Genomic DNA, 13,583 nt, shown 5'->3' with positions numbered 1-13,583 from the left:
CCCGGGAGGCCCGGACGGGCCGCCGGGTGGCCCCCTTCGCGGAAATTTACCCCCGGGGGTATGGTGGGAAGCGATCGGATACCCCACTGGGTATCTCGGAACCGGAAGCCATCGGACGCAGGAGAGATCCCCATGTTCTTCGCCCAGTACTACCTCGACTGCCTCTCCCAGGCTTCCTACCTGGTCGCCGACGAGGCCACCGGCCGCGCGGTGGTGATCGACCCGCGCCGGGACGTCGACGAGTACGTCGCCGACGCCGAGGCGCACGGCTTCACCGTCGAGGCCGTCATCAACACCCACTTCCACGCCGACTTCCTCGCCGGGCACCTGGAGCTGGCGGCGCGCACCGGCGCGTGGATCGGGTACGGGAGCCGGGCGGTGACCGAGTACTCGATCCGCAAGCTCGCCGACGGGGAGCGGATCGCCCTGGGCGAGGTCACGCTGGAGATCATGGAGACCCCCGGGCACACCCCCGAGTCGATCAGCGTCCTGGTGTTCGAGCACGCCGCGGACACCGTCCCCTACGGCGTGCTGACCGGCGACGCGCTGTTCATCGGCGACGTCGGCCGCCCCGACCTGCTGGCCTCCGTGGGCACCACGGCCGAGGAGCTCGGCCGGATGCTGCATCACAGCGTCCAGCACAAGCTGATGGGCCTGCCCGACGAGGTCCGGGTCTTCCCCGCCCACGGCGCGGGTTCGTCCTGCGGCAAGAACCTCTCCACCGAGCGCCGGTCCACCATCGGCGCGCAGCGCGCCACCAACTACGCCTGCGCCCCGATGAGCGAGGAGGACTTCGTCGCGATCGTCACGGCCGGCCAGTCCGCCGCCCCCGGCTACTTCGGCCACGACGCCGCGCTCAACCGGCAGGACCGCGGCCTGTTCGACGCCGCGGCCGCCCACCGCCCGCTGACCGCCGAGGAGTTCGCGGCCCGCCTGGACGCCGGGGCGGTCGTGGTCGACGCCCGCAGCCCCCAGGAGTTCGCCGCCGGACACCTGCGCGGCGCCGTCAACGTCCCCGCCGACGGCCGCTTCGCCGAGCAGGCCGGCGCCGTGCTCGCGCCGGACGCCGACCTGCTCGTCGTCGCCCCGGACGGCCGCGAGGGCGAGATCGTCACCCGCCTCGCCCGTATCGGCTTCGACCGCGCCGCCGGCCACCTGGCCGACCCCGAGGCCGCCCTGCCCGCGCTCGCCGACCGGCTCACCCCCGCGGCCCGCCTCACCGTCGAGCAGCTGCGCGGCGCGCTGGCCGGCGAGCGCCCGCCGCTGGTGCTCGACGTCCGCACCTGCGGCGAGCGCGCGGAGGGCGCCGTCGAGGGCTCCGTGCACATCCCCCTCAACGAGCTCCCCGGCCGCCTCGGCGAGATCCCGGAGGACCGGCCGCTGGTCGTCCACTGTGCCGGCGGCCACCGCTCCTCCATCGCGGCCAGCCTGCTCCGCCACCACGGCCGGGGCGAGGTCGCCGACCTGCTGGGCGGCTACGCCGCCTGGGACGCAGCCGCCTGAGCCCGGCGGGGACGAGCGGGCAGGACGGCACCGGTGAGCGAGGAGGACAGGGTGAAGGAGACGGCGAACGAACCGGCCGTACGGGTCGGCGACGACGCGGCGGGCGCGGTGCTCAACCGGCTGCGCCGGGCCCAGGGCCAGCTGGCCGGCGTGATCGCGATGATCGAGGCCGGACGGGACTGCCGCGACATCGTGACGCAGTTGGCCGCCGCCTCCCGTGCCCTCGACCGGGCCGGGTTCAAGATCGTGGCCAGCGGCATGCGCCAGTGCGCGGCCGCGGACGGCGGCACACCGCCGATGAGCGAGACCGAACTGGAGAAGCTGTTCCTCACCCTCGCCTGACCCCCGCCGCCCCTCCCCCAGGAATGGAGCACCCCATGGACTACGGAATCCCCGTCACCCTCGACCTGCCCTTCGCCGAGACCGTCGAGCGCGTGCGCGCCGCGCTCGCCGAGCAGGGCTTCGGCATCCTCACCGAGATCGACATCCGCGCGACCCTGCGGGCCAAGCTCGGGGAGGAGACCGAGGACTACGTCATCCTCGGCGCCTGCAACCCGCCGCTGGCCCACCGCGCCCTCCAGGCGGACCGGCGCATCGGGCTGCTGCTGCCGTGCAACGTCGTGGTCCGCGCGGACGGCGACCGCACCGTCGTCGAGGCGATGGACCCGCAGCTGCTGGTCACGGTCACCGGGCAGCCCGGGCTGCGGGCCGTCGCCGACGAGGCGGCCGCCCGGCTGCGCGCCGCGCTGGCCGCGCTCACCGGCTGAGGCGCGGCGCCGCCCGAGCGGCCGAACGAGCGAGGAACCTGACGGGGCCCGCCGGAGCGGGCCCCTTCATTCGGCCTCCCCTATACCCCCACCCGTATTTTCGCGCCCCGTTCGGGCGCCGCAGGAACGGAGCACCCCGTGAAGCACCCGGACCCCGCACCCGTCCGGCCGGCCACCGCCGCGCCGTCCGACCCGGCCCCTCCCCCGGGCCCGCTCGGACGGCTCGGCGCCTGGTCCGTCCGCCACGTCAAGGCCGTGCTGGCCGGCTGGCTGCTGGTCGTCGTCGGCCTCGGCGCCTTCGCGCCACAGGTGACCTCGGCGCTGTCCGGGGCCGGCTGGCAGGCCGACGGATCGGAGTCGGTGAAGGTCCGCCAGGTCGCCGAACAGCACTTCGCCGGGAACGCCTCCTCGGCGCTGCAGATCGTGGTCGCCGCCGACCGTCCGGTCACCGAGCCGGACGTCCGGCAGGTGATCGCCCGGGCGGGCGAGATCGCCGCGGCGGACCCCCGCGTCTCCACGGTGGTGGCGCCGCAGCCCGGCGCGACCGTCTCCCCGGACGGCCGGACGGCCGTGCTGCTCGCCGGCGCCAAGGCCTCCCCCGACGACATGGTCCGGGCCGCCGACGACCTCAAGGGCCCGCTCAACGCCCTCTCCGGCGAGGGCGTCGACGTCCACGCCACCGGTGCGTCCGTGCTGTGGAGCGACTTCAACAAGGCCAACCACGACGCCATGATGAAGTCCGAGATCATGTCCTGGCCGGTCACCCTGGCCATCCTGGTCCTCGCCTTCGGCTCCCTGGTGGCCGCCGGCCTGCCGCTGCTGCTCACCATGGCCGGCCTCGCCGCCTCGGCCGGCTCGCTGGTCCTCCTCAGCCATCTGTTCCCGGTCTCCGTCTGGGCGATGAACTTCGCGATGATGTTCGCCCTCGCCCTCGGCATCGACTACGCGCTGTTCCTGGTGGTCCGCTTCCGCAGCGCCCGGGCGGCGGCCGCCCGCCGGAACCCGGGGCAGGACGGCCGGCTCTCCGCCGCCACGGCGGTCGCCGAGACCATGGACACCGCCGGCAAGGCCGTCCTGCTGTCCGGTGCGACCGTCCTGGTCAGCCTCTCGGCCGTGATGCTGGTGCCGTCCCCCGCCTTCCGTTCGATGGCCGGCGGCATCATGCTCGCCGTCCTGTTCGTGCTCGCCGCCACCCTCACCCTGCTGCCCGCCGTGCTCGGCCGGCTCGGCCACCGCGTCGACTCCCTCGCCCTGCCGTGGGTGAAGTCCGGCGAGCACCGTTCACCGCGCTTCGCCGCCTGGGGCGAGCGGCTGTGGAAGCACCCGCTGCGCTACGGCGCCCTGGCGCTCGCCGCGCTGATCGCGCTGGCCGCACCCGTCATCGGCCTGCGGACGGCGATGCCCTCCATCACCGTGCTTCCCGAGGACGCCAGCGCCCGCGCCGGCTACACCGCCGTCCAGCAGGCCTTCGGCCCCGGCGCGCCCGGCGCCCTGCAGATCCTCACCCCGACGGACGGGGCCGCGGCGGTCGCCGCCGACGTCGCCGCCACCCCCGGGATCGCCGGGGTGATGCCCGCGCAGCCGGCCTCCGACGGCTCCGGCTGGTCGATCGTCCAGGCCGTGCCCACCGTGGACCCGTCCAGCCCCGGCCTGGGCCGCACCGTCGACACGCTGCGCGCCGGCCTGCCGGCCGACACCCTGGTCGGCGGCGCCGCCGTGGAGAACCTGGACCTCCAGCACCTGCTGACCGAGAAGACCCCCCTGGTCATCGGCGTGGTGATGGGCCTGGGCTTCCTCCTGCTGCTGGTCGCGCTGCGCGCCCCGCTGATCGCGGCGCTCGGCACGGCCGCCAGCCTGCTGTCCACCGGCGCGGCCTTCGGCGTCGCCCGGCTGGTCTTCCAGGACGGCCACGGCGCGGGGCTGCTCGGCTTCACGTCGCAGGGATTCCTGGACGGCTGGGCGCCGGTGTTCTTCTTCGCGATGATCTTCGCCATCGCGATGGACTACACGGTCTTCCTGCTCGCGTCCGCCAAGGAGCACTACGAGCGCACCGGCGATCCGCGCGAGGCGATGGTCGGCGCGCTGGCCCACTCCGGCCGGGTGATCTTCGCGGCGGCGGGCGTGATGGTCGCGGTGTTCTTCACCTTCGCCCTGTCCGGGCCGCTCCCGCCCAAGGAGATGGGCATCGTGCTCGGCGTCGCCGTCCTCCTGGACGCCGCGCTGGTCCGCCTGGTGCTCCTGCCGGTCCTGCTCCGTCTCACCGGGGCCGCCGCCTGGCGCACGCCGGCCTGGCTCGACCGGGTGCTGCCGAGGATCTCCTTCTCGCACGACTGAGCCCCGTCGGTCCGCCGCCGGCCCGGCCCGCCCCCGTGGCGGTCCGGGCCGGCGGCGTCATGCGGCGACCCGGGACCCGCACACGCGTCGGGCCGTACACACGCGTCGGGCCGTGCCGGGGATTCCCGGCACGGCCCGACGCGTGTGCGTCCGCCCGTTCAGCGGCGGCCGAAGAGCTTCGCGAAGAAGCCGCCGCCCTTCTGCGCCTCGCGGTCGCAGCTGCAGCGGCCGGCCCTGGGCACGCCGGCCAGCACCTGCTCGACGTGCATGCCGCACCCCGCGTAGGTGGCCTTGCCGCAGCTCCGGCACGTCGTACGTCGACACATCGCAGGACTCCTCAGATCCGGGGAAGACGAGGGTTTCTCCCTCGCCTCCACTATACCGGTGGGGGTATTTTTCCCGGCAAAACCACCAGCCCCGACCGGCTGCGGCGTTCCGGCAGGTGGTGACCCTCCGGACGGACCCGGTCGCGTGAGCCGGCGTCACCGCCCGTCGGCCGGCAGGATCCGGCGCGGCACGCCGAGCCGTGCGGCGTCGCCGGCGGGCGGGTGCGCGGCAGACGCCGGCCGCCGCACGCCGCTGCGGACGGTCCGGGCCCGGCCCGGACCGGGCCGGCGCCGCAGCAGCCCCGCGTCAGACCAGGCCGGCGGCCTCGGCCAGCAGGCGGTAGGAGTCCAGCAGCTCCGTCCGGTCGTAGGTGCTGGTGGTCACCAGGAACTCGTCGGCGCCGGTGCGCTCCATGAGCGCCGCGAGCTCGGCGACGGCGCGCCCGGGGGTGCCCGCGAGGTGGCCGGTGAGGGCCTGCTCGAAGGCGGCGCGCTCGCGCGGGGTCATCGGCCGGGCCAGGATCTCCTCGGCGGGTTCGAGCGGGGAGAACTCCCCGTGGGTCCGGCTGTGGGCGGCCGACCAGGCCTCCGGGACGAGCAGCGCGCGGGCCCGCTCCTCGGTCGGCGCGACGGCGACGGTCCCGGAGACGACCACGTAGGGCCGTTCGGCCCGGGCGGAGGGGCGGAAGCGCTCCCGGTAGCGGTCGACCGCCGCCCGCATCGCCTCCTCGCCGCGGACCGCCGCGATCACCAGCGGCAGCCCCGCCTCGGCCGCGACGTCCGCGCCCGCGCCGGTGGCCAGCACGAACGCGGGGACGTCCAGGCCCTCGGCCGGGCGGGCGTGCACACCCCCGGGGCGGCGCGCGGCGGGGTCGAACCAGGAGAGCAGCTCGGCGAGCTGCCCGGGGAAGCGGTCCGCGGCGTCCTTCTCCCGCCCGAGCGCCCGGCGCACGCCGTCGGTGAAGCCCACCGACCGGCCCAGGCCCATGTCGATCCGGCCCGGGAACAGTGCCGCGAGGACGCCGAACTGCTCGGCGACCACCAGGGGCTGGTGGTTGGGGAGCATCACCCCGCCGGTGCCGACCCGGATCCGGGAGGTCGCGGCGGCCACGGCGGCGGCCAGCACCGTCGGCGCCGAGCCCGCGACCCCCGGCACGCCGTGGTGCTCGGAGACCCAGAACCGGTGGTAGCCGAGCCGTTCGGCCTCCACCGCGAAGGCGACGGTGTCGCGCAGCGCCCGGGCGGGCTCCTCCCCCCGGCGGGTGCGGGAGCGGTCCAGGACGGAGAGGCGGAGGGCGGGCGCGACGGTCACCTCGGTGCCAACGGCCGCCCGCGCCGCCGTCATTCCCCCGGGCGGGCGGCGCGGAAATCCGATTGCGGGCATCGCCGCCCGACTGTTAGCAATGTGACATGCTACAGAGTTCCCGCATCATCCTGCGCGCCCGTCACGACGACGACGTCCCGGTGCTCCACACCGAGCTCCACGACGACGTCCCCACCCGTTCCCGGGCCGACACCCGCCCCTGGCGGCCGATCCCGCCCGGCTCCCCGCAGTCCCCGTTCGTCGTGGGGGCGGGCGACGACGAAGCCGCCTGCTTCTCGGCGGTGAACCGCGCGTCGGGCGACCTGGCCGGGGAGGCGCTGCTGTGGGGCATCGACACCCACCAGCGGCGCGCCCACCTCGGCCTGGCACTGCGGCCGGGCTTCCGCGGGCGCGGCCTGTCCGGCGACATCGTGCGGCTGCTCTGTCACTACGGCTTCGTCGTGCGCGGGTTGCACCGGCTCCAGGTCGACACCCTGGCCGGCAACCTGCCGATGATCAAGGCCGCGACGGGGGCGGGGTTCGTGCCGGAGGGAACGCTGCGCCGGGCCGCCTGGGTGTACGGGGCGTTCGAGGACGAGGTCGTGCTCGGTCTGCTGGCTTCGGAGTGGAGCGGGGAGCCGCGGCCGGCCGAGGCCGCCGGCCGTTCCTCCGGGCTGACGACCGGGGTCTGAAGTCGGAGCCCGGCCGGCGGAACGGCCGGGCGGCGAGCGGATGCGCGGCGTCAGCCCCGGCGGTGGCGGGCGCGGTAGGCGCGCGGCGTGGTGCCGGTCAGGCGGGCGAAGTGCGGGCGCAAGGTGGCCGAGGACCCGAAGCCGGTGCGGGCGGCGATCGCCTCCACCGGGTCGTCGGTGCGTTCGAGCAGTTCGCGGACCCGCTGGAGGCGCAGGCCGAGCAGGTAGCGCGGGGCGCTGAGGCCGGTGCGGGCGAGGAAGCGCCGGTTGAGGCTGCTGACGCTGACGCCCGCGTGGGCGGCGATGCGGGCGGGGTGAGCGGCAGGTGCAGGCTGTTCTCCAGCCACTGGAGGGTCGCGTCGAGGCCGCCGCTGCCGGCGAGGGTGCGGTCGATGGTCTCGGCCACCCGTTCGGCGTGGACCGTCAGGGGGCTGAGCAGCTCCCGGCGCGTCCGGTCCGCGATCCGCTCGCCGTGGTCCTCCGCCAGCAGGCGCAGGCAGACGTCCAGGCCGCCGAACATCCCGGCGGAGGTGCGGAACGGGCCGTCGGCGACCAGCGTGCCGCCGGGGTCGACCGCGACGCGGGGGTGCCGGCGGGCGAGTTCCCCGGTGTGGCGCCAGGCGGTGGTGGCACGCCGGCCGTCCAGCAGCCCGGCGGCGGCGAGGGTGAGGACCCCGGTGCCGCAGGCGCCGATCCGGGCCCCTCGGGCGGCGGCCGCGCGGAGCGTGCCGAGCAGCGCCGGCGCCGGGCCCGCGCCCTCGTCGCGATGGGCGGGCAGCAGCAGGACGTCCGCCTCGGCGGCGCCGGCGAGTCCGTACGGGAGCACGGCCTCGGCCGGGGCGGGAAGGCCGAGGCGGACGGTGCCGGGCCCGCCGACCGCGCACAGCCGGACGTCGTAGGCGGCAGCGGGGTGCTCGCGGGCGGCAGTGCCGAAGACGAGTCCGGGGGTGGTGAGGTGGTGGCCGGGCAGGCCGTCGAGCGCGAGGACGGCGATCACGGGCATGGCGGCAGGGTACGTCCTCTCCGGGACCGGGACCGGGAGCGTGCGGGGGCGGGTGGGGCGGGGGCCCGGCGCGCTCCCGCCGGGGTGCGCCGGGCCGACCTGGCGGGAGGTCAGTCGCCGTAGGCCCGCAGCGTGGCCCGGATCCAGTCCGCGTAGGCGGGCACATTGCTGTAGAGCCCGGGGCCGGTGGAGCAGGCCGGGTCGCTGTCGCCGTCCCCCGAGGTGGTGCCGACCAGTTCCCAGCGGCCGCCCCGGCCGCGCTGGATCTGCGGGCCACCGGAGTCACCGATGCAGGCCATCGCGCCGGGCACCCGGCTGACCGTGCAGAGCCTGGTCAGCCCGGCGCGGCCCGGCTCGCACTCGTCGACCGCACCGATGCGGGTGTCCAGCTGCCGCAGGCGCCCGGCGAACGCGGCCCGGGTGATGTCGGTGGTGTCGGCGGTGGTGCCGAATCCCAGCAGCCGGGTCGGCGTTCCCGGGGCTCCGGCCCGGTCGGCGAGCGGGACCGGGGTCTGCGGCGCGGCGCGGTCGAGCCGGACCAGGGCGAGGTCGTCCCGGTTCGCCCCGGCCGCCGCGCCCTGCAGGTAGCCGGGGTGGGTGACGGTCCGTTCGATGCCGCGCACGGTGCCGCCTTCGGTGCGCCGCTCGGAGGCGATGCGCACGATGCCGTCGGGGCGCACCAGCGAGGTGTCCACGCAGTGGGCGGCGGTGAGCACCCAGCGGGGGTGGATCAGGGCCGCGCCGCACACGCCGTCGTCGAACCCGATCGCGGGCACGGTCATCGGGATCGAGGCCATGAAGGGGTAGTGCTCGGTGGCCGCCCGGCCGTTGACGATCGCCCCGGCGGGTCCGGTCAGGGTCGCGACGCAGGCCGCGGCGGCGAGGGCGACGGTGACGGCGCGGGCCGTACGGCGGGACCGGGAGGCGCTTCGGGACATGGGCGTTCCATTCGTTCGGGGGCGTGCGCGGGCACGCCGGGGGTGTCGGGAACCGATCGCCCGCAGGGCCGGTGACCTGCGGCGTCGGTGCGTCCCATCCTTCGCGCCGGGCCCCCGGGGCCGACAGCGGCGGCGAGATCACCCTGGGCTAAATTCTGGACATGCCTGTGATCGCCGTGCTGCTGCTCGACGGGGTGCCGGGGCATCACGTCACGACGCCGGCCGTCTGCTTCGGCACGGCCGACCGCTGCCACCCGCGGGTCTCGTACGAGGTGCGGCTCTGCGCCGCGCCCGGGTTCCGGTCGACCGGCGGGCCTGCGGCCTTCGGCCTGGCGGCGCCGTGGGGGCTGGACGGCCTGGCGGAGCTGACGGAGGCCGACACCGTGCTGGTGCCGGGGCAGGCCGTCCGGCCCGGCGGTCCGCCGCCGGAGGTGGCCGGGGCCCTGCGGGCGGCCGCCGACCGGGGCTGCCGGATCGGGGCGTTCGGGAGCGGGACGTTCACGCTGGCCGCGACCGGGCTGCTGGACGGCCGCCGGGCCTCCACCGCGCCCGGACTCGCCGCCGAACTGGCCCGGCGCCACCCCCGGACCGAGGTGGACCCGGACGGGGTGGTGGTGGCGGACGGCCCGTTCCACACCGCCGCCGGGGTCCTCGGCGGGGTCGACCTCTGCCTGCGGCTGATCACCGTGGACCACGGGGTGGCGGTGGCCGTCGAGACGGAGCGGCAGGTGTTCCTGGAGCTGTACGCGGAGGGCGCCGGGGCACCGGGCGGGCCGGGCGCCCCGGTCGGTGCCCCGGTGTCCGGCGACGGCCTCGGGCCCACGCTCGGCTGGCTGGAGACGCGGCTCGACCGTCCGCTGACGCTGGAGGACATCGCCGGCCACGCCGGTCTCACCGTCCGGGCCCTGAGCCGCCGGTTCCGGGCGGAGACCGGACTGCCGCCCCTGCAGTACCTGCTGCGGGTGCGGATCCAGCGGGCGCAGCGGCTGCTGGAGCGCGGGGACGAGCCGGTGGCGCGGATCGCGGCCCGGACGGGCCTGGGCACACCGGCCAACCTCCGCCACCACTTCCAGCGCCACACCGGCACCACGCCGAGCGTCTACCGGGCGGCGTTCCGCTCGCTGGTGGCCTCGCTGGCAGGGTCCGGGGACGCCGCGGCGGGCTGAGCCCCGCCGCCGGGCGCGCCGCCCGGACGGCCGGACGGCCGGACGGCCGGCCCGGCCCCGGGTGCCGGGGGCGGGCCGTCCGGCCGTCCGGCCGCGGGGAACCGGCCCCGCCGTCGCGGCCGCCGGGGGAAGGCCGCGGTGAGCCGGGGTCAGCCGCGCGGGAGGACGAGCGACTGGACGGCGGGCAGCTTGCGCCAGTCGCTGGAGACGATGGTCGCGTGGGCGCGGGCGAGCTGTTCGGTGCGGGTGCGGGCCTGGTCGGCGGTGGGGTCGGTGTTGCTGATGGCAGGCGCGACGTTGTGGGCGTCCGTCATCGTCAGCAGGTAGTGGTTGGTGTCGTACCAGGTGGTGTCGATGCCGTTCACATAGGTGGCGGCGTCGCCGTCGAAGACGACGAACCACGGGCGGATCGAGGTCTCGCCGTACCTGGTGCGCGGGTCGCCGGCCGCCGCGCCGAGCGCGGTCGGGAACATCCGGGCCTCCCCGATCCGGCCGGCCGCGGCCAGGTCGCGCAGGTACCGGCCGTACTCGACGTCGGTGTGCAGGGTGTCGAACGGGTTGTCCAGTTCGACGGTGCCGGGGATGACGTACACCAGGGCGCGGCCGGCGAGCGCCGACCTGGTGGGCCAGTTGCCGGCCCGGGCGGCGTCGTCCAGGGTCGGGTAGGCGCCGCCGCCCGGCTTGGCGAGCAGATCGGCCGGGCGCAGTGCCGTGGAGCCGAGGTGGGCGGCGATCAGCGCGTCGAGCTGGGCGGGGCCCATGCCGAGGTTCCCGGAGAAGCCCGGCTTGAGCTCCAGCTTGATCACCAGCGGGCCGGCGCCGGGGTGGGCGGCGAGCCAGATCCGCACGTCGTCCAGACAGGTCTCCAGGTTCTTGTTGCCGCCGCCGGAGTAGAGCTGGGCGGCCGTGGTGGCGCTGACGCAGTTGTTGGCGTTGCCCAGCGGGTTGGAGTGGCTGACCTTCCACTCCTTGGTGACGGCGTTCGGCCAGGCGTCCAGCTCGATCATGCCGGTGCCGGTGTCCAGGCCCTGGGCGAGGTAGCCGAAGGCGGCCGGGTCGTAGGTGTTGTGCAGGCCGACGGTGGTCGCGGAGGCGAACGGGAGCTCGCCCGGGGCGCCGCCGGCGGCCTGCGCGGTGCTGCCGACGGGCAGGACGGCGCAGGCGGTGGCGAGCAGCCCGGCGGCGAGGGTGCCGATGAGGGTGCGGCGGACGGTCACGGTGTCAGTCCCTTGTCAGTGCGCCTGCTGGCCGGCGCGCCTTCGGCGGTGGCCACCGCCGGTGCAGAGCATGACCCGGCCGGTCGTCGATCCGGTGAAGAGGGCATAACAACTTCGTGACCGTCAGCTTCCGGCCCGTCACCAGCCGGAGCCGTCCGGGTGGATCCCCCGGCCCGGGCCGCCGTCAGAACACGGACCAGCCGGTGGCCGTCGTCAGGGCGTCCAGGGCCGCGACGCCGAGCACCGAGTTGCCGGCCGCGTCCAGGCCGGGGCTCCAGGCGCAGACCGTGCCCCGGCCGGGCAGGACGGCGAGGACCCCGCCGCCCACGCCGCTCTTGCCGGGCAGGCCCACCCGGTAGGCGAACTCGCCGGCCGCGTCGTAGGTGCCGCAGGTCAGCAGCACGGCGTTGACCCGCTTGGCCTCGCTGCGCGTCAGCAGGCGCGAGCCGTCGGCCCGCACGCCGTGGCGGGCGAGGAAGAGGCCGGCCAGCGCCAGGTCGCGGCAGTCGGCCTCGATCGCGCAGTGGGCGTAGTAGTGGGCGAGCACGTCCTCGACCGGATTGCGCAGGTTCCCGTAGCCGGCCATGAAGTGCGCCATGGCGGCGTTGCGGTGGCCGTGCTCGGCCTCGGAGGCGGCCACCGAGCGGTTGACGTCGACGGCCCGGTCGCCGGACTCCGCGCGCAGGAGCTCCAGGACGGCGCCGACCGCGTCACCGGTGAGCTCCAGCAGGCGGTCGGTCACCACGAGGGCACCGGCGTTGATGAAGGGGTTGCGCGGGATGCCGTGCTCGGACTCCAGCTGGACCAGCGAGTTGAACGGGTTGCCGGAGGGCTCGCGGCCGACGCCGGTCCACAGGGCGTCGCCGCCCTCGGCGAGCGCCAGGGCGAGGGTGAACAGCTTGGACACCGACTGCACGGAGAACGGCTTCCGCCAGTCCCCCGCGCCGAGGACCCGGCCGTCGAGGGTGGCGATCGCCATGCCGAACGCCGCCGGGTCGGCCTCGGCGAGGGCGGGGATGTAGTCGGCGACCCGGCCGCGCAGGGGCGAGCGCACGGCCGCCGCCATGGCGTCGTGCACCAGGGCCTGGAGGTCCTCGTCGGTGTCGTTCGTGCTGTCCGTGCTGTCCGTGCTGTTCATCCTGGGCGTGCCGCTCGTACCGTTCGCGTCGTTCACCGCGCCATTGTCGTCGCCGCAGGCCGGCGCGTGGTGGGCGGGGGGCGTGGCCGGGGTGTCGCACCGGGATGCCCGGCCCGGGACGGGCACCGCGCCGCCGCCCGCACGGCCCGTCAGCGGCGGACCACGCGCACGCCCGAGACCTCCAGCAGGCCGTCGAGCTCCACCCGCCCGACCCGCTGCTCCGGGCTCACCACCAGGCCGTCGCGGCGGACGGCGTCGAGGATCCGCTCGGCCAGCGGCATCACCATGTGGCGCCCCCAGCAGCGTTCGTCGGCGTGCCCGAACGGCAGGTAGCCGGGCTGGGTGTCGGGGTCGAGGTCCTTCCAGCGCTCCGGGCGGAAGGCCTCCGGGTCGTCCCAGAGCCGGGGGTCGCGGTGGCTCAGCAGCGGCAGCATCAGGATGTCGTCCTGCCGGCCGATCCGGCCGTCGACCTCGCCGAACTCCGGGGAGGCGACCCGCAGGATGTTCCAGGACGGCGGCAGCAGCCGCAGCGCCTCCAGCAGCACGTCCCGGTTGGGCACGTCGTCGTCGAAGGGCGCCCCCAGCCAGACCGCGTTGGTCACCAGCGCGGCCACGGTGAAGCAGATCGGGGCCGCCACCCGCCGGTAGAGGTACATCGCGTAGCGGCGGTCGTCGTACGACTCGGCGTCCAGCACCCGGGCCGCCAGATTCGACAGCGGAATTTCGGTGCCCGGCTTTCCGAGCATCGCCGTTCCGGCCGCGACGGCCATCCAGGTCAATTTCGGCGTGAGTTCCAGGCGGCGGTCGACGAGCACCCGGAACCGGAAACTCTCCCGCCCGAAGACGAGGTCCCGGAGATACACGTGCGGGGTGTGCGGCCATTTCCCGGAGAGGTCCGTCCGGTCGTCCAGCGGCTTCTTCAAAGCGGCCCGGACGTCGGCGGAGACGGCCTGCATGAGCGCGGACGCGTCGGCCCGGGTGACCGGCCGCCCCTGCACGGGCTTGAAGGTCGGGCGTTCCTCCGCGTTGGCCGGCCTGCTGCGCAGCAGTCCGTCCATGAGGTCGGCACCGGCGACCCCGACGGTGTCCGCCTCCAGGCGGAACAGGTCCTGACCTCGGTACTTGTGCAGGAGCTCCTCGATCCGCGGCGCGAAGAGGGTGACGCGGGCGCTCCGGCCGGTGCTGGACATAGCCAT

Annotated in this window: 13 protein-coding genes and 1 pseudogene; 6 read left to right on the top strand and 8 right to left on the bottom strand. The window is 75.8% G+C overall.

Translation table 11 applies throughout. The features are described from left to right. The first annotated feature begins 132 nt into the window (after positions 1 to 132). From ACF1AK_RS04415 to ACF1AK_RS04400, 4 genes are all read left to right on the top strand, one after another. The gene (locus ACF1AK_RS04415; protein WP_391497236.1) at positions 133 to 1,503 is read left to right on the top strand and encodes a rhodanese-like domain-containing protein; all 1,371 of its coding nucleotides are present in this window, start codon (positions 133 to 135) and stop codon (positions 1,501 to 1,503) included. Between the two features lie 51 nt (positions 1,504 to 1,554). Further along, positions 1,555 to 1,845 carry a metal-sensitive transcriptional regulator gene (locus ACF1AK_RS04410; RefSeq protein ID WP_391497356.1) on the top strand — a complete coding sequence of 97 codons (291 nt, stop codon included), beginning with the start codon at positions 1,555 to 1,557 and terminating at the stop codon, positions 1,843 to 1,845. A gap of 35 nt (positions 1,846 to 1,880) precedes the next feature. Then, a complete protein-coding gene (locus ACF1AK_RS04405) occupies positions 1,881 to 2,270 on the top strand; it encodes a DUF302 domain-containing protein (protein ID WP_391497235.1) in 390 nt (129 codons plus the stop codon). A gap of 138 nt (positions 2,271 to 2,408) precedes the next feature. Continuing rightward, positions 2,409 to 4,604 carry an MMPL family transporter gene (locus ACF1AK_RS04400; protein ID WP_391497234.1) on the top strand — a complete coding sequence of 732 codons (2,196 nt, stop codon included), beginning with the start codon at positions 2,409 to 2,411 and terminating at the stop codon, positions 4,602 to 4,604. Positions 4,605 to 4,762: 158 nt separating this feature from the next. Here ACF1AK_RS04400 and ACF1AK_RS04395 read toward each other — a convergent pair whose 3' ends face one another. Together ACF1AK_RS04395 and ACF1AK_RS04390 are read right to left on the bottom strand one after the other, a co-directional pair. Further along, the gene (locus ACF1AK_RS04395; RefSeq protein ID WP_391497233.1) at positions 4,763 to 4,930 is read right to left on the bottom strand and encodes a hypothetical protein; all 168 of its coding nucleotides are present in this window, start codon (positions 4,928 to 4,930) and stop codon (positions 4,763 to 4,765) included. A gap of 307 nt (positions 4,931 to 5,237) precedes the next feature. Beyond that, positions 5,238 to 6,275: an LLM class flavin-dependent oxidoreductase gene (locus ACF1AK_RS04390; protein WP_391497232.1), complete on the bottom strand. Its 1,038-nt coding sequence runs from the start codon at positions 6,273 to 6,275 to the stop codon at positions 5,238 to 5,240. Between the two features lie 65 nt (positions 6,276 to 6,340). Here ACF1AK_RS04390 and ACF1AK_RS04385 point away from each other — a divergent pair, with 65 nt between their 5' ends. Continuing rightward, positions 6,341 to 6,925 carry a GNAT family N-acetyltransferase gene (locus ACF1AK_RS04385; RefSeq protein WP_391497231.1) on the top strand — a complete coding sequence of 195 codons (585 nt, stop codon included), beginning with the start codon at positions 6,341 to 6,343 and terminating at the stop codon, positions 6,923 to 6,925. A gap of 50 nt (positions 6,926 to 6,975) precedes the next feature. Here ACF1AK_RS04385 and ACF1AK_RS04380 read toward each other — a convergent pair whose 3' ends face one another. From ACF1AK_RS04380 to ACF1AK_RS04370, 3 genes and pseudogenes are all read right to left on the bottom strand, one after another. After that, the gene (locus ACF1AK_RS04380) at positions 6,976 to 7,272 is read right to left on the bottom strand and encodes a helix-turn-helix domain-containing protein (protein WP_391497230.1); all 297 of its coding nucleotides are present in this window, start codon (positions 7,270 to 7,272) and stop codon (positions 6,976 to 6,978) included. A 194-nt stretch (positions 7,273 to 7,466) separates the two neighbouring features. Beyond that, a pseudogene (locus ACF1AK_RS04375) lies at positions 7,467 to 7,928 on the bottom strand (transcriptional regulator); the annotation flags it as partial. Between the two features lie 110 nt (positions 7,929 to 8,038). After that, positions 8,039 to 8,866: a S1 family peptidase gene (locus ACF1AK_RS04370; protein ID WP_391497229.1), complete on the bottom strand. Its 828-nt coding sequence runs from the start codon at positions 8,864 to 8,866 to the stop codon at positions 8,039 to 8,041. Positions 8,867 to 9,027: 161 nt separating this feature from the next. Between ACF1AK_RS04370 and ACF1AK_RS04365 the strand changes: the two genes are divergently transcribed. After that, complete coding sequence (locus ACF1AK_RS04365) at positions 9,028 to 10,032, top strand: GlxA family transcriptional regulator (protein WP_391497228.1); 1,005 nt, start codon at positions 9,028 to 9,030, stop codon at positions 10,030 to 10,032. Positions 10,033 to 10,181: 149 nt separating this feature from the next. Here ACF1AK_RS04365 and ACF1AK_RS04360 read toward each other — a convergent pair whose 3' ends face one another. The 3 genes from ACF1AK_RS04360 to ACF1AK_RS04350 form a co-directional block, all read right to left on the bottom strand. Continuing rightward, a complete protein-coding gene (locus ACF1AK_RS04360; RefSeq protein WP_391497227.1) occupies positions 10,182 to 11,249 on the bottom strand; it encodes a phosphatidylinositol-specific phospholipase C domain-containing protein in 1,068 nt (355 codons plus the stop codon). A 184-nt stretch (positions 11,250 to 11,433) separates the two neighbouring features. Then, positions 11,434 to 12,387, bottom strand: coding sequence for a glutaminase (locus tag ACF1AK_RS04355; protein ID WP_391497355.1), 954 nt, complete (start codon positions 12,385 to 12,387; stop codon positions 11,434 to 11,436). Between the two features lie 149 nt (positions 12,388 to 12,536). Beyond that, the gene (locus ACF1AK_RS04350) at positions 12,537 to 13,583 is read right to left on the bottom strand and encodes a cytochrome P450 (protein ID WP_391497226.1); all 1,047 of its coding nucleotides are present in this window, start codon (positions 13,581 to 13,583) and stop codon (positions 12,537 to 12,539) included.

It is taken from the genome of Kitasatospora sp. NPDC015120 (assembly GCF_043080305.1).
Taxonomy (GTDB): domain Bacteria; phylum Actinomycetota; class Actinomycetes; order Streptomycetales; family Streptomycetaceae; genus Kitasatospora.
Note: the sequence above shows the minus strand (reverse complement) of the source record. Positions and strands in the feature narration are given on the sequence as shown.